Genomic DNA, 13973 nt, shown 5'->3' on the forward strand with positions numbered 1-13973 from the left:
GTCGATTCGATGTCTGGACATTGTCCAGGATGCCTGTCCGGATGCCTGTCCGGATGACTGTCACCGTGTCCGCTATAGCGGATGGTGGGGGCCGTCCGGGTTTTTCTGGTGGTTCGTGATCGATTTCCCGCTACGGCCCCCACCCGAATTGATCAAGATTGCGCTCCACCCCGGTCGGCGATGGTGATCGCCTGGTCGAACCCGGCCAGCCGGATCGTGGCCACCACCTCCGCGCTCGCGCCGACCACAATGATCGACGCCGTCGGCGGCAGCTTCTGCTGGGCGAACGCCAGCCACCGCACGCCCGCGGAGGACAGCGCGCGCAGGCCGGTCATGTCCAGCACCAGGCGGTCCAGCGGCCGCTCTGCGGCCTGCTCGACCAGTGACCGGAACACCGGCGCGGTCGTCGCGTCCAGCTCACCGGTCAGGTACACCGTGCCGGTGCGGCCGTTGAAGCCAAGGTATGCCTCGAAGTTCACCGCTCGTCTCCTTCGGTTGCCCGCCGTGCCTCCAGCACGACCACGGATTTGCCCGCCAGCACCAGGTCCCCGCCCAGCGCCGGGGAGTCCTCGCCGTCGCGGGCGGTGTCGGCGAAGACGTGCCAGCGGTGGCCAGCGGGCGGGGCGGGCGGCTGGACCCTGACCTCGGCGAGGTCGGTGTTGGCCGCCACGAACACGGTGTCGGCGCTGTCGGCCCGGTCAGCGCCGTCGGCCCGGTCGGCGCCGCCGGGCTCGTGCAGCAGCATCGCCAGCAGCCGCGCGTCCGGCGACCAGTCGGGCTCCCCCGGCCGGACGCCGTGCCAGCTCACCGGCGGGTACTGCGCGCCATCGGCTGCCTCGCCGTCGGGGTGCCGTCCGCGCCGCAGCACCGGGTGGCGCGCGCGGAACGCGATCAGCCGCCGGGTGAACGCCACCAGGTCGGCGTTGGCCGCCGCCAGCGTCCAGTCCACCCAGGTGATGTCGTTGTCCTGGCAGTACGCGTTGTTGTTGCCGCGCTGGGTGCGGCCGAACTCGTCGCCAGCGAGCAGCATCGGCACGCCGTGGCTGACCAGCAGCAGCGCCAGCGCGTTGCGCGCCTGCCTGCCGCGCAGCGCGAGCACACCGGCGTCGTCGGTCGGCCCTTCCCAGCCGCAGTTCCAGCTGTCGTTGGCGTCGTGGCCGTCGCGGTTGTCCTCGCCGTTGTCCTCGTTGTGCTTGCGGTCGTAGGCGGTCAGGTCGGCCAGGGTGAAGCCGTCGTGGCAGGTCACGAAGTTGACCGAGGCGCCGGTTCCCCGGCTGCCGTAGAGGTCGGGCGAGCCGACCAGGCGGGCGGCCAGCTCCCCCGCGCTGCCCGGACCGGCGATGAGGAACCGGCGCAGCGCGTCGCGGTAGCGGCCGTTCCACTCCATCCACCGGCCGTAGTCGGGGAACGAGCCCACCTGGTAGAGCCCGCCCGCGTCCCAAGCCTCGGCGATCAGCTTGCGGTCGGCCAGAATCGGGTCGTGCGCGACAGCCTCCAGCAGCGGCGGGTTGGCCAGCGGGCCGCCGTCGGTGCCCCGCGACATGATCGAGGCCAGGTCGAACCGGAAGCCGTCGACATGGAACTCGACCACCCAGTGCCGCAGGCAGTCGAGGATGAACTCCCGCACCACCGGGTGGTTGCAGTTCATCGTGTTGCCGGTGCCGCTGAAGTTGTAGTAGCCGCCGTCCGGGGTGAGCAGGTAGTACGTGGCGTTGTCCAGGCCGCGGAACGACTGCGTGGGGCCGCGGTGGTCGCCTTCGCCGGTGTGGTTGAACACCACGTCCAGCACGACCTCGATGCCCGCCGCGTGCAGGTCCCGGACCAGCTCCTTGAACTCCCGGGCCGCGTCGCCGGGGTCGGCGGCGTAGGCGAGCTTGGGTGCGAAGAAGCCCACCGGGTGGTAGCCCCAGGTGTTGAGCCGGGGCGGGCCGCCCGCGACGTCGGTCTCGTCGAACTCGAAGACCGGCATCAGCTCGACGCAGTTCACGCCCAGCTCGCGCAGGTACGGGATTTTCTCCCGCAGCCCGGCGAACGTGCCCGGATTGTCCACTTGGGACGAGTCGTGCCGGGTGAAGCCGCGGACGTTGAGCTCGTAGACCACCAGGTCCTCGGTCGGGACCCGCGGCGGCCGGTCGGCACCCCAGTCGAAGTCGTCCCCGCGCACCGCCTTTCCGCGGTACCGGGGGCGCTGCCCCCATTCCTCGCCGCCGACCACGAGTTTCGCCCTCGGGTCGAGCAGCAGCGCGTTCGGGTCGAACCGGGCGCCGGGCGCGTGCGCCGGGCCGTCGGCCCGCAGCGCGTAGTGCGCCAGGTCCGGGTCGAGCCCGAGGACGGTCATGGCGAACACGTCGCCGATCCGGTACTCGTCCGGGAACGGCAGTTCGGTGAGCACTTCGCCGCGCTCGGGGTCGAGCAGCACCAGCCACAGCTTGTCGGCGGTGGTGGAGGCGACGGCGAAGTTGACGCCGTCGGCGGTCACGGTCGCGCCGAGCGGCAGCGGCTTGCCGGGCTGGACGCGAAACCCGTCCATCCAACGGATTCCCGTCATGACGGGTCTCCCGTGGGGGTCAGCCGCACCTGGACGGTCAGGTCGGACTCGCTGTCCGGCAGCCGGACGGCCATCCGCTCGGCGTCGAAGTCGCGGTAGGGCTCGCCGTCGATGAGAACCTGGTCCAGTCGGACCCGGCCCGCGGGCAGCACGTCGGGGGCGACCCGCAGCAGCCCGTCCGGGAAGTCGGCGTCGGCCCGCGGCCGGAACCACAGGTCCAGCGGCTCACCGCGCACCAGGAGTCCTGTGTAGACAGTGGCGAGGTAGGCCAGCTCCGCGGAGTGGTACATGCTCATCGAATGGCTGCCCTTGAGCCGTTCGGTGCCCATCAGGTACGGAATGCCGGTGGCCAGGACGTTGAAGTAGACGCCGCCCTCGTCGTGGTCGAGGAAGAACGCGTTGTAGAACGCGGCCGCCTCCCGGCCGTGCGTCAGGAACTCACGATCGCGGCGGTGCCCGGCGAGCACCAGGTACGCCAGGATCGCCTGCTCCTGCTGCCACCACGCTTTCCGGTCGTGCCAGACGAAGTCGTGCGGCGCCTGCCGCCGCACCAGGTCGTACCAGCCGCCGCGGTGCGCGTCGCGGCCCACCTCGGGCATCGTCCGCGCCAGCGTGTCGGCCAGCCGCTGGTAGTCGTACTTCGGCTTGGCCGCGCCCATCCTGGTCAGGTTCCAGGCGATCTTGAGGTTGTGCCCGACGACGGCGCGGTCCTGCTGCCAGCCCCAACTCCGGTCCGGCGACCAGTCCGCGTGGAAGCGCTCCTGCACGAACGGGGTCTCGCGGTCGGGGAAGTGGGAGACGATCATGTCGAAGGTGTGCTCCAACATGCGCAGGTGCTGCTCGTCGCCGGTGGCCAGGTAGAGGTTGAACAGGTACGCGGGGGCGTGGTCGCCCACCGAGTTCCAGTTCTTCCGCGACCGGTTCGCCCCCAGCGACGGGTGGTGCGGGCTCAGCTCCACCGGGTCGATGTGCGAGTAGTAGCCGCCGCGCGCCGGGTCGGCGAAGAACCGCTCGAACAGCCGCATGGTGCCGTCGATGTCCTGCTTGATCGCGGGATCGCCGGTGATTCGGTAGTTCTGGACCAGCCCGGCGAGCGCGTAGATCTGCTCGTAGGCGGGAATCGCGCGGTAGTCGTCGTCGAACTCGGAGGTGAACAGCTTGCGCTCACGGCCGCCATCGACGTCGATTCCGTGGTACCAGTACGTGACGTTCTCGTCGGTGTCGACGAACCGCATGTGGTCGCGCAGGTACCGGGACCCTCGGTCGGCGACGGTGAGGAAGTCCTCGTCGCCGGTCAGCATGAACGCCGCCGACATCCCGTACACCAGACGGGAAATCGTGTCGGTCTCCTGGACGTGCCTGCCGTTCTTGTCGCCGCCCAGCCGGATCTCGGTCCGGTAGTCGGCGTAGTCGATCTCGCCGGTGCCGAACTGCGCGCGCCGGTAGAAGCGGGCCAGCTCGGTGAGCTGCGCCGTCCACCAGCCGGGCCGCTCGAACGCGTGCGCGTCCGCGTCGTCGCCGACGAAGATCAGGCTCGTGGCCTGGTAGCGCAGGCCGTTCTGCTCGGGGTAGACCGGGCCGTAGGCGAACAGCAGCCGCCCCGGCCGCAGGTGCTCGGCCAGCCGCCCGGTCACGTCCCGGTACGGCTCGCCGAGGTTGCGCAGCAGCTGCGCCGAAGTCGTGTCGGTCAGGTGCAGGACGACCCGCCGGCCGTCCATTGTGCGCAGTCGGATCGTGCGGTTGTCGTGGTCCTCCAGGTATCCGGCGGTGGTGTCGGAGAAGGTGTGGTCGATCTCAGCGCCCACGGGAAGCCTCCTTGGCAGCCACCGGGATCAGCGCGTCCGCGCGGCGAGCCGCTCGATCACGGTGCGGGCCAGCAGGTTGCACTGCTCGACGGTGCGCGAGGTGACCAGGTCGGGGCCGTCGACCACGACGTCCTGGTCGGTGTAGAACGCGCCCATGTTGCGCACGTCGCCGACCAGGTTGTTGTGGCAGGTGACAGCCCGGCCCCTGACCAGCTCGGGCACCGCGGACAGCAGCAGCAAACCGTGGCAGGAGAACGCCTTGATCAGGTTCGGCAGCCGGAACGCGCGCCGCATCACCTCGACCGCTGGCGCGGGGCGGGCCACGTCCTCGGCGTAGCGCAGCCGGTCGGAGACCATGCCCGACGGCACGATCAGCGCGGAGAACCGGGACAGCTCGTCGTAGTCCAGCTTCTCCAGGTCGCCGGTGACGGTGATCGGCGCGCGGTGCTCGTGGCCGGTGAAGGTCTGCGATTCGCTGCCCCACAGCCGGGTCAGCAGCTCGACCTCGGCCCCTTCCTCGGCGAAGCGCATCAGGTAGTAGGCGATTTCCGCCTCGACGTAGTCGCTTTCCATCAGGATGCCGATGCGCTTGCCGGTGAGCCTGCCAGCGGTGATCGGGTCCTGGACGTTCTGGGTCATGTCCTTTGCCTTCTTGCTTGAGGTCCGATGGGGATCGCCCACCCGGCAGGCGCGCGGGCAGCACGCCTGCCAGGTGGGCGGGGTGGCCGTCGAGGCGCCCCCGTGCGCTCTCGACGGCGGGGATCGACGCTCGTTACGCGGCCGCGCTCTCAGGACGGGGCCCCGTCGCGGGCGGAACGGCGGATCCCGGCATGGGGGCGGAGCCCCCGACGGTGCAGGTTCGGATCTTGGGGCGGCCGCCCTGCATCACGACCGACCAGTGCTCGGTGACGGTGACGCCGACCCAGACGCTGTTCGCCGACGGCGGGCGCCACATCCGGCACTGCCAGTCGACCCGAAGCTCCACTTCGGCGTGCCACGGCGAAGTCGGCGTCACCTTGACCTCGACCACATCGTGGTCCTCGTCGAAGAACGAGGCGATCGTCTCGTCGTACCAGGCCGCGAAGTCCTCGTGGCTGCGCACCGTGCGCCGGGGCAGGTGCATGGCCAACCCGGCCGTGGTCAACAGCTCCAGCAGCACCGCGACGTCGTCGTGCCGGTCGAGCGCGGCGAACCAGTCGCGCACGAGCCCGCGGACGGCCACCTCGCTGATCGGCTGGTCGCCGGGCAGGTCTTCGCCGGTGGGCCCGATGGGGCAGTCACCGTCTCCCGCAGTCATTTCCGCTCCTCTCTGTCGTGACTGAAAGCTCAGTCGATGACCAGGTCGATGAGGAACGGCCCGTCGTGCGACAGCATCGTCTCGACCGTAGAGTCCACTTCGTACAGTCGCTCGACGCGGCGCGCGGGAACCCCCAGCGCCCCGGCCAGCTCGGTGAACTGAATGTCCGGATTGGACAGGTCGAACGCGGCGGGGAAGGAGTGCGGCTCCATCCCCAGCTCCCGCCAGTACTGCTCGATGTTGAGGTCGAGCAGGTGGTAGCGGCGGTTGTTGCAGATGACGAACTTCGCCCCGATGCCGTACCGGGCCGCGGTCCACAGCGCCTGGAAGGTGTACATGCTGCCCCCGTCGCCGGTGAAGGCGACGACCGGAAGGTCCGGCCGGGCGAGCTTGATCCCGAGCGCGCCGGGGATGCCGACGCCCAGGGACCCGCCGCGGGTCTGGAAGAACCGGCCAGCCTCGCGCGGCGGCAGGTACTTCGCCAGCGGCGCCGACGCGGTCAGCGCCTCGTCGAACACCACCAGGTCCTCCGGAGCCCGTCCGGCGAGCCTGCGCACGAACCGGTCGAGGACGGTGTCCTGCTCCAGCGGCGGTTCCGGGTGCGTCAGCCGCGTGCGCACCTCGGTGCGCGCGGGCAGCGTCCCCGGCCGCTGCCGGAGAAGTTCCCGGCCCAGCGCCGACAGCGTCAGCTTCGGGTCCGCCACGATCCCGATGTCCACCGGGTGGTTCTTGGCGATCTCGTAGCTGTCCAGATCAATGTGGACGATCTTCGCGTCGGGCTTGAACGGGTTTTCCAGCGTGGGAAAGACTTCCGGGAAGACGTAGGTGCCGACGATCAGCACCGAGTCCGCATCGGCGACCACGCGGGCGCTGTCCGCGCCGAACATGTGCCCGAGCGCGCCGCCGTAGAGCCGGTGCGTGGCGTCGAAGTTGAACTCCGATGAGTTCACCCCCCACACCGGCGCGTCCAGCGCCTCGGCGACCTCGGTGAGCTCGCGCTGGGCCCCGCTGGTGGCGACGCCGTCGCCCATCAGCACCAACCGGCGGTCACCGGCCAGCAGCGTCGTGGCCGCGGCGGCCACCAGCGAGGGTTCCGGCACGACCCGGGTGTTCGGGATCGAGGTGGGCACGACCTGCTCGGTGGTGAGCTGGTCCATGACGTCGGCGGGCAGCACCACCACGACCGGGCCGCGCGGCGGGGTCATGGCGATCTTGATGGCCCGCCGCAGCACCCGCAGCGTTGACGACGGGTCCAGGACCCGGGTGGCGTACTTGGTCACCGGCTTGGCCATCGCGACCAAGTCGGCGGCCATCTGCCCGTCCATCGCGTCGTAGGACACCCCGGCCTCGCCGACCACGACCACCAGCGGCGAGCCGCCGCGCTTGGCCTGGTACAGCATCCCGATCCCGTTGCCCAGCCCCACTCCGCTGTGGAGCTGGACCAGGCCCGGGCGCTGGGTGGCCCGGGCGTACCCGTCGGCCATGCCCACCGCGACGCCCTCGTGCAGCGCCAGCAGGTAGTCGAGGTCGAACTCGGCGCCCGCGTCCAGCAGGCCCTGCTCAACGGTGCCCGGGTTGCCGAACATGTAGTCGATGCCATCGGCGGCGAACTGCTCGAAGATGGCTGTCTTGCCTGGCCTGCCGTGCATGGCGCGCTCCTACCAGCCGTACCGGCGAAGACCGTTTTCCAGGGTCTGCACCAGCAGTTCGCCGCTGCGCGCCGAGTCCGGAGTGGACCGCGCGGTGATGAACGGGTAGTCGACGATGACCGAGGTCTCCTTGCCCACGTTGCCGTGGAAGCGGCCGATGGGGCGGGTCGCGTCGCGCAGGATGTACTCCAGCGGGTACGGCGGCGGGCCCATGTTGAACTCGACGCCGACGAAGCCGGTGCCGTCCTTGTAGTCGTACTCCTTGGGGTGGCCGGTGACGTGCTTGTTCTGCAGGATGCTCTCCCGGCTCTCCAGGTCGCGGGCGAACGCGAGGACCGCGACGCCGTAGCACTCGGCCAGGATCGGCTTGTCCACGGCGACGAAGCCGAGCACCAGCTCGTGCAGCCGCTCGTTGTTGGCCAGGTCCACGATGGGGCCGCTGCCGCCGACGATCACCAGCGCGTCGAAGCTGGACACCAGGTCGGAGATGGCCGCGTCGAGCCTGCGGTTGTAGTCCTCGACGTCGCGCAGGTGGTTCACCGCGCTGTAGTACGGGCGCTCGGGAACCAGGTCGGCGAGGCTGAGCGGGTTGTCCAGCCGGGGCGATGCGTCCAGCTCGCGGACCCGGCGGGCCATGTCCGCGGTGGTGACCGAACGGCCCAGGGGCGGGTCGATGTAGTCGGGGTCCATGCTCGGCGGCAGGGCCACGGGCCGCTTGCCGGTGGGGGTGAGGAAGGTGACGCGGTAGCCCGCGGCGTCGAACGCCTCGATCGGGCCGACCAGTTCCTCACCCCAATAACCGAACTCGGAAAGGACGACCAGCACACGCTTGGTCATGGTTCTCCCTTCAGGAGAATTAGTTGGGGATTTCTCTTTCAATACAACCCTTGTTCCGCTTGGCGGACAAGGAAACCGGTGCGATAGGGCGCACTTGGCGAAATAGCTTTTCAGTTGGGCCCGATTACCCAGTTCTCGCGCACGGCGAGTTTGTGGACATAGCGGGGCTCGGTGAAGGTCGTGAGGTCGGCCATGGCGCGGGCGAACTCCGGGCCGCGGATGGCGGTCCGCAGCGCGTGCTCGTCGTCGAACCAGAGCTGGTAGGCGCAGTCCAGCACGGCCTCGCCGATGCCGTAGGCGCCGTCGCGGGTGAAGTTCTGGTAGTAGCGGCGCAGGCCGGGGACCTTGCTCATCAGCGGCGCGTGCGCGTCCCGGCTGTACTGCCGGAACTCGTTGAGCGGCATCCCTTCCCGGCGCTTGACCAGGACGAAGAGCTTGGTGCCCGGCTTGTCCGCGCGCTGCTCCGGTCCGGGCAGCACGACGTGCGCGTCGGTGTCGAGCACCAGGGTGCGCCAGAACGCGGCCCAGCGGGGCTCGTCGATCCGGGCGCCCTCAAGGAACTCCGGGGTCTGCAGCGAGGCGAGCTGCTCTTCCTCGTTGGCGAGCCAGATCTCCGCGACGCCGCTCCACAGCGGTTCCTCGTCGTAGGACAGCTCGACCCGGGTGTCCACGGCGTACTGCCGAATCTGCGGGATCTTGGCCGCGTACCGGACCGCGTGCTCCTGCACCCAGTAGCGGTGGAACTCCTGCTCGCTCATCCCCGGCCGGGGGTAGGCGAAGATCAGTTGGTGGATCACGCGCCCGCCCCGTCCTCGACCGGGCGGTAGCGGTTGGCCACGTCGTCGGCGAAGCCGAGGTAGTCGCGCAGCGGCCAGATCACCTCGAACTCCAGGTACTCGCGCATCGGGAGGCGGAACACCGAGCGGTCGAGTTCCTCGGCGGACTCGGCGTCCACCACGGCGATGACCCGCTTCTGCCCGGCGACCTTCCACAGGCCGATGCAGTAGCCCGAGTTCAGCGTCTCTTCCGCGTGCCGGGTCTCTTCTTCCTCGATCTCCCACAGCTCGTCGAGGCTGATGCGGCCCTCGTGGTTCCACCGCATCTGGCAGTAGAAAAGCATGGTTGCCTTTCCTTCCTTCGGTTTCCGCCGGTTCTAACCGGCTTGGCGCAGCGTCTTGGTGAGCGGGTGGTCGGCGCCGAAGACGTCGACGGCCATGTCCAGCGGCGTCTTGTCGTCGTGGCCGACGAGGTCGAGGCGGGCGCCCGCCTCGATGAGGATTCGGGAGCACTCCTCGAATCCGTGCCACAGGGCGTCGTGCAGCGGCGTGTAGCCGTTGGTGGCGCCCTGGAAGTCGATGTCGATCCCGGGCGTGTCGACCAGGATGCGGGTGATGTCGGCGTGTCCGTTGTAGACGGCCTTGTGCAGCGGGCACGCGCCGAAGGTCGGCTCGGTGGCGTTGATGTCCGCGCCCGCGGCGATCAGCGCCCGCACGATCTCGGTGTGCCCGTCGCGGCTGGCGACCAGCAGCGGGGTGTGCAGGTCGTTGAAGCCGTTGAGGACCGGGAAGCGGGCGTCCACATCGGCCCCGTTGGCCAGCAGCACCTGCACGGCGATCAGGTCGCCGTCGGTGACCGCCGCCATCAGCTTCTGCCGCTTGACCTCGTGCTCGTCGGCCTCGATCCGCCTGCGCAGCAACGCTTCCCCAGCCAGCAGCTTCTCCCGGCCCAAAGTGTTGACGTTGATCGCGTACTCGAAGTGCTCGCGCATCGAGAACCCGTAGTGCGTGGCGAGGTTCAGGCCCGCGTTGCGGTCGAGCAGGTAGCCGACGATCTCGGGGTGCTTGTACCAGAACGCGTCCAGCAGCGGCGTGTGCCCGGTGGTGGTGGCCACCGCGTCGATGAACGCGCCCGCATCGACCAGCACCCGCACGGTCTCCAGGTCGCCGCCCTGCACCGCCTTGTGCAGCGCGGTGCCGCCCGCGGTCGGGTCGGTGGTGTAGATGTCCGCGCCCGACTCGATCAGCAGCCGGACCATGTCCGCGTCGCCCCGGCCCGCGGCGACCATCAGCGGCGTCAGGCCGTCCGACCGGCGGGTGTTGAGGTCGACGCCGTTGCGCAGCAGGCCGCGGACCTCGAACTGGTCGCCGCGCCGGACCGCGTTCAGCAGCAGAGTGCGCATAGCGTCACTCATATGATTTCTCCGGTTCTTCGTGGGTGTTTGGCGCACAATTGTTTTCGCTTGCCCGGCAAGGGAAATCGAAGCAGGAAAACGCGGTGCCCCGGTACGATTACCAGTCAACCCGCGGCCTGGGATAACGACAAGGCAGCGCGGACGATTAGCCGAACTTGACGCGGTGCGCGCGTTCCATTACCAAAACGCATCGTCGCCGGTCTTGGACACGCGCCCGCCCACCGCACACGATCGGGGCATGACTGAGCAGGGCAAGCTGGGCAGGCGGACGTTGCTGGCGGGCGCGGGGGCGGCCGCTGGTGTGGTCGCGACAGCGGGGGCGGCCGCCGCCGCGCCCGAGGCGGCCGAGGGCCGGGGCGGCGAACTGCGCGGCCAGGTGGCGCTGATCACCGGCGCGGCGCGGGGCATCGGGCGGGCGACCGCGGTGGCGCTGGCCCGCGCGGGCGCGCACATCGTCGCCCTGGACATCGCCGCGCCGACCGCGATCAAGGTGGACTACCCGCTGGGCAGCGAGGCCGAGCTCGCCGAGACCGCGCGCGCGGTGCGCGCGCTGGGCCGCCGCTGCACGACGGTGAAGGCCGACGTGCGCGACGCCGCCCGGTTGCAGGAGGTCGCGGCGCAGGCCGTCCGCGAGTACGGCAGGCTCGACATCGCGGTCGCCAACGCGGGCGTCAACACCTACAGCCCGCTGGCGGACATGTCGCCGCGGCAGTTCGCCGACGTCATCGACGTGAACCTGGTGGGCGTGGCGAACACCATGCGCGCGGTCATCCCGCACCTGGTCGCGCGCAAGAGCGGCGCGATCATCGTGGTGTCCTCAAGCGAGGGCAGGCACGGCGCGCCGCAGCTCGCGCACTACCAGGCGGCGAAGTGGGGGGCGATCGGCCTGGTCAAGGCGGTCGCCACCGAGGTCGGCCCGTCCGGGGTGCGGGTCAGCGGGGTCGCGCCGACCGGGGTGCGCACCCCGTTCGTGCTCAACGAGGCCACCTACGAGTGGGCGGGCGGCACCGGCCCGGAGGACCTCGACCGGGCGCTGCGGTCCTACAACACCCAGCCGGTCGGGCTGATCGAGCCATCGGATGTCGCCGACGCGATCACGTTCCTCGCTTCCCCGAGGGCGCGCTACATCTCCGGCACGGTCCTGGACGTCACCGCGGGCGCCAGCACCCGGTGGAGTTCCTGACATGGCGTCCCGGCTCACCCGGCGCACGGCGCTGGTCACCGGGGCGGTGACGGCCGCGTCCGCTGCCGCCACCGGGATCGCGGCGGCGGACACCGAGTCCGGCCCGCGCGCCGACCCGGTCGCCGTCACCATCGATATGGCCGTGCTTTTCGACCGCAGGCAGTGGGACGAGCTGCGCGCGGTCTTCACCGAGACGGTGTGGGTCGACTACACCGGCCTGGTCGGCGGTGAGCCCGGCGCCGTGCTCGCCGCCGACTTGGTCGACGGGTGGCGCCGCGGCCTCGGGCACCTGTCGGCGACGCAGCACCTGCTGGGAAATCAGCGGGTGCGAATCCGCGGCGCCGAGGCTCTTGTCACCGCCGAGTTCCAGGCGACCCACCGGGTCGGCCCGCTGGCAGGCGGCGTCCTCTACACCCTGGGCGGCCGCTACGACTACCGGTTGGCCCTGGTGGGCCGGGGCTGGCGGATCAGCGCGGTCACCATGACCCCGGTGTGGGAGTCCGGCGACCGGACGGTCATCGGGCTGCCGGTCAGTCCACAGTAGACCTATCGGTGCCGCATAACTCCCTGACCACGTCGGCGAAGCCCGCGACCAGCGGATTGGTGCTCGCCGCGGGCCGGGCGAAGGCGATGCGCAGCGGCGGGACGTCGGTGATCGGCCGCCACGCCAGGTCGGGGCGGGCGTAGTAGGCCGCCATCGACTCCGGCCCGATGCAGATCGCCGCGCCTGCCGCGACATGCTCCAGCATCTCCTCCACATTGTCGTTTTCCGGTCCCCACAAGGGTTCCGAGCCGTCCGGGCGCGGATTGACCGCCCACCAGTCCACCCAGTACCTCGGGGCCTTGCGGGTCCACATGACCGGTTCGTCGCGCAGGTCCAGGATGCCGACGCTGTCCCGGTCCGCCAGTTTGTGGCCCGCGGCGAACCCGACCATCCTCGGCTCCACCGCGACGATCTCGGTGTGCAGGCCGGTGGTGTCCGCGGGCAGCCACAGGAACGCGACGTCGACCAGGCCGTCGCGCAGGGCGGCGACCTCGCCGCCCCAGTCGAAGCGCTTGGGCTCGACGGTGACGTCCGGGTGCCGCTCGGCGAACCGGGTGCGCGCCCGCACGGTGAACGGGCCTGCCCCGGTCGCCTCGAAACCGATGCGCAGCACGCGCGCCTCGACGGCGGCGACGCCGCGGGCGGCGCGCTGCGCGGCCTGCCAGTCCGCGATCAGCCCCTTGGCCACCGGCAGCAGCGCCTCGCCCGCCGCGGTGAGCCGCACCTCGCGGCTGGTCCGGACGAACAGGGTGAGGCGCATGTCGGTTTCGAGTTGGCGAATCTGCCTGCTCAGCGCGGGCTGCGACACGAACAGTCTTTCCGCGGCGCGGGTGAAGCTGAGTTCTTCCGCGACGGCGACGAAATAGCGAAGGACGCGGGTGTCGACGTCCATGCTGCGGCTCCCTGGTGCTCGATCTATGCGACCAGCGTATGGGCAGAAGTCTTGGACTCGGGCGCGAACCGGGTGTTTTCTTGATCAGGAAGGACAATCGGTCCGCGACCAGGAGTACTCATGAACGACGCTCCACTACCTGTCCACTCCGGCTCCGCGCAGCCGAGGGTGTGGTTCATCACCGGCACTTCCTCAGGTTTCGGCCGGGCGATCGCCGAGGAAGCGCTGGCGGCGGGTGACACTGTCGTGGCCACCGCGCGCAAGGTGGAGTCGCTGGCGGACCTGGCCGCGATCGCACCGGATCGGGTGACACCCCTTCAGTTGGACGTCACCGACAGCGTGAACATCGCCACCGCCGTGCAGGACGCGATCACCTGGCACGGCCGGATCGACGTGCTGGTGAACAACGCCGGGCACGGCTTCATCGGCGCCGCCGAGGAGATGCCCGACGCGGAGCTGCGCGACATGATGGAGGTCCACCTGCACGGGCCGGTCGCGCTGACCCGGGCGGTGCTGCCGCACATGCGCGCCCGCCGGTCCGGGGCGATCGTGCAGATGTCGAGTATGGCCGGTCAGGTCTGCTGGCCGGGCTTCTCCGGCTACTGCGCGGCGAAGTTCGCCCTGGAGGGCTACTCGGAAGGCGTCGCAGGTGAGGTCGCCGCCTTCGGCATCAAGGTGCTCATCGTCGAGCCCGGGTCCTTCCGGACCGCGTTCTCCGGCGCCCAGCTGCGCATGGGCGCGGCCATTCCCGACTACCGCGACCAGATCGACCCGGTGCGCGCGTTCCTGCGCGACAACCACGGCGCCCAGCCGGGCGACCCGGCCAAGGCCGCCGCCGCGATCCGGACCGCGCTGGACGCCGAGAACACCCCGCTGCGGCTGCCGCTGGGCCCCGACGCGGTGGACGCCATCGCCGAGCGCCTCGACAGTGTCCGCGCCGAGCTTGAGCTGTGGCGCGAGACCGGTCGCGCGACCGACATCGCCGCGAGCTGAGCTCGCCACCTGACTTTCCCGCCCCCGGGCGGGA

At 70.3% G+C, this 13973-nt stretch carries 14 protein-coding genes; 3 read left to right on the forward strand and 11 right to left on the reverse strand.

All coding sequences use genetic code 11. From position 1 onward, the window contains the following. Positions 1 to 152 precede the first annotated feature (152 nt). The 10 genes from BLS56_RS13015 to BLS56_RS13060 all read right to left on the reverse strand — a co-directional run bounded on the left by BLS56_RS13015 (position 153) and on the right by BLS56_RS13060 (position 10327). Positions 153 to 479: an STAS domain-containing protein gene (locus BLS56_RS13015; protein ID WP_091450269.1), complete on the reverse strand. Its 327-nt coding sequence runs from the start codon at positions 477 to 479 to the stop codon at positions 153 to 155. Next, a complete protein-coding gene (gene glgX / locus BLS56_RS13020) occupies positions 476 to 2548 on the reverse strand; it encodes a glycogen debranching protein GlgX (protein ID WP_091450270.1) in 2073 nt (690 codons plus the stop codon). The genes BLS56_RS13015 and glgX overlap by 4 nt, the downstream gene beginning before the upstream one ends. Further along, complete coding sequence (locus tag BLS56_RS13025; RefSeq protein WP_228771597.1) at positions 2545 to 4353, reverse strand: AGE family epimerase/isomerase; 1809 nt, start codon at positions 4351 to 4353, stop codon at positions 2545 to 2547. The genes glgX and BLS56_RS13025 overlap by 4 nt, the downstream gene beginning before the upstream one ends. Positions 4354 to 4380: 27 nt before the next feature. Next, the gene (locus BLS56_RS13030; protein ID WP_091450271.1) at positions 4381 to 4992 is read right to left on the reverse strand and encodes a DJ-1/PfpI family protein; all 612 of its coding nucleotides are present in this window, start codon (positions 4990 to 4992) and stop codon (positions 4381 to 4383) included. A gap of 133 nt (positions 4993 to 5125) precedes the next feature. Continuing rightward, positions 5126 to 5650 (reverse strand): Cif family virulence factor, encoded by a 525-nt coding sequence (locus BLS56_RS13035; RefSeq protein WP_091450272.1) that lies wholly within the window; start codon positions 5648 to 5650, stop codon positions 5126 to 5128. 29 nt (positions 5651 to 5679) lie between these two features. After that, the gene (locus BLS56_RS13040) at positions 5680 to 7299 is read right to left on the reverse strand and encodes a thiamine pyrophosphate-binding protein (RefSeq protein ID WP_091450273.1); all 1620 of its coding nucleotides are present in this window, start codon (positions 7297 to 7299) and stop codon (positions 5680 to 5682) included. Between the two features lie 9 nt (positions 7300 to 7308). Then, a complete protein-coding gene (locus BLS56_RS13045; RefSeq protein ID WP_091450274.1) occupies positions 7309 to 8136 on the reverse strand; it encodes a type 1 glutamine amidotransferase domain-containing protein in 828 nt (275 codons plus the stop codon). 110 nt (positions 8137 to 8246) lie between these two features. After that, positions 8247 to 8933, reverse strand: coding sequence for an EthD domain-containing protein (locus tag BLS56_RS13050; protein WP_091450275.1), 687 nt, complete (start codon positions 8931 to 8933; stop codon positions 8247 to 8249). Beyond that, positions 8930 to 9256: a muconolactone Delta-isomerase family protein gene (locus tag BLS56_RS13055; protein ID WP_091450276.1), complete on the reverse strand. Its 327-nt coding sequence runs from the start codon at positions 9254 to 9256 to the stop codon at positions 8930 to 8932. The genes BLS56_RS13050 and BLS56_RS13055 overlap by 4 nt, the downstream gene beginning before the upstream one ends. Positions 9257 to 9289: 33 nt before the next feature. Then, on the reverse strand, positions 9290 to 10327 hold the full coding sequence (locus tag BLS56_RS13060) for an ankyrin repeat domain-containing protein (protein WP_091450277.1): 1038 nt from the start codon (positions 10325 to 10327) through the stop codon (positions 9290 to 9292). A gap of 238 nt (positions 10328 to 10565) precedes the next feature. Here BLS56_RS13060 and BLS56_RS13065 point away from each other — a divergent pair, with 238 nt between their 5' ends. Continuing rightward, on the forward strand, positions 10566 to 11510 hold the full coding sequence (locus BLS56_RS13065; protein WP_091450278.1) for a mycofactocin-coupled SDR family oxidoreductase: 945 nt from the start codon (positions 10566 to 10568) through the stop codon (positions 11508 to 11510). A gap of 1 nt (position 11511) precedes the next feature. Next, positions 11512 to 12054 (forward strand): nuclear transport factor 2 family protein, encoded by a 543-nt coding sequence (locus tag BLS56_RS13070; protein WP_175482800.1) that lies wholly within the window; start codon positions 11512 to 11514, stop codon positions 12052 to 12054. On the opposite strand, the gene BLS56_RS13075 is transcribed toward BLS56_RS13070, so the two are convergent. Then, positions 12041 to 12946 carry a LysR family transcriptional regulator gene (locus tag BLS56_RS13075; RefSeq protein ID WP_091450280.1) on the reverse strand — a complete coding sequence of 302 codons (906 nt, stop codon included), beginning with the start codon at positions 12944 to 12946 and terminating at the stop codon, positions 12041 to 12043. The two genes, BLS56_RS13070 and BLS56_RS13075, sit on opposite strands and share 14 nt — an antisense overlap. Positions 12947 to 13066: 120 nt before the next feature. Between BLS56_RS13075 and BLS56_RS13080 the strand changes: the two genes are divergently transcribed. Next, positions 13067 to 13939, forward strand: a complete 873-nt coding sequence (locus tag BLS56_RS13080; protein ID WP_091450281.1) for an oxidoreductase — start codon at positions 13067 to 13069, stop codon at positions 13937 to 13939. Positions 13940 to 13973: the final 34 nt, after the last annotated feature.

Origin of the sequence: Actinokineospora iranica (assembly GCF_900101685.1) — a bacterium.
In the GTDB taxonomy this organism is placed as follows: Bacteria; Actinomycetota; Actinomycetes; order Mycobacteriales; family Pseudonocardiaceae; genus Actinokineospora; species Actinokineospora iranica.

Bases quoted from the DNA above. Each gene is read 5' to 3' on its own strand.
- glgX (WP_091450270.1), bottom strand. From the start codon at position 2,548: ATGACGGGAATCCGTTGGATGGACGGGTTTCGCGTCCAGCCCGGCAAG.
- BLS56_RS13030 (WP_091450271.1), bottom strand. From the start codon at position 4,992: ATGACCCAGAACGTCCAGGACCCGATCACCGCTGGCAGGCTCACCGGC.
- BLS56_RS13035 (WP_091450272.1), bottom strand. From the start codon at position 5,650: ATGACTGCGGGAGACGGTGACTGCCCCATCGGGCCCACCGGCGAAGAC.
- BLS56_RS13040 (WP_091450273.1), bottom strand. From the start codon at position 7,299: ATGCACGGCAGGCCAGGCAAGACAGCCATCTTCGAGCAGTTCGCCGCC.
- BLS56_RS13045 (WP_091450274.1), bottom strand. From the start codon at position 8,136: ATGACCAAGCGTGTGCTGGTCGTCCTTTCCGAGTTCGGTTATTGGGGT.
- BLS56_RS13055 (WP_091450276.1), bottom strand. From the start codon at position 9,256: ATGCTTTTCTACTGCCAGATGCGGTGGAACCACGAGGGCCGCATCAGC.
- BLS56_RS13060 (WP_091450277.1), bottom strand. From the start codon at position 10,327: ATGAGTGACGCTATGCGCACTCTGCTGCTGAACGCGGTCCGGCGCGGC.
- BLS56_RS13065 (WP_091450278.1), top strand. From the start codon at position 10,566: ATGACTGAGCAGGGCAAGCTGGGCAGGCGGACGTTGCTGGCGGGCGCG.
- BLS56_RS13070 (WP_175482800.1), top strand. From the start codon at position 11,512: ATGGCGTCCCGGCTCACCCGGCGCACGGCGCTGGTCACCGGGGCGGTG.
- BLS56_RS13075 (WP_091450280.1), bottom strand. From the start codon at position 12,946: ATGGACGTCGACACCCGCGTCCTTCGCTATTTCGTCGCCGTCGCGGAA.
- BLS56_RS13080 (WP_091450281.1), top strand. From the start codon at position 13,067: ATGAACGACGCTCCACTACCTGTCCACTCCGGCTCCGCGCAGCCGAGG.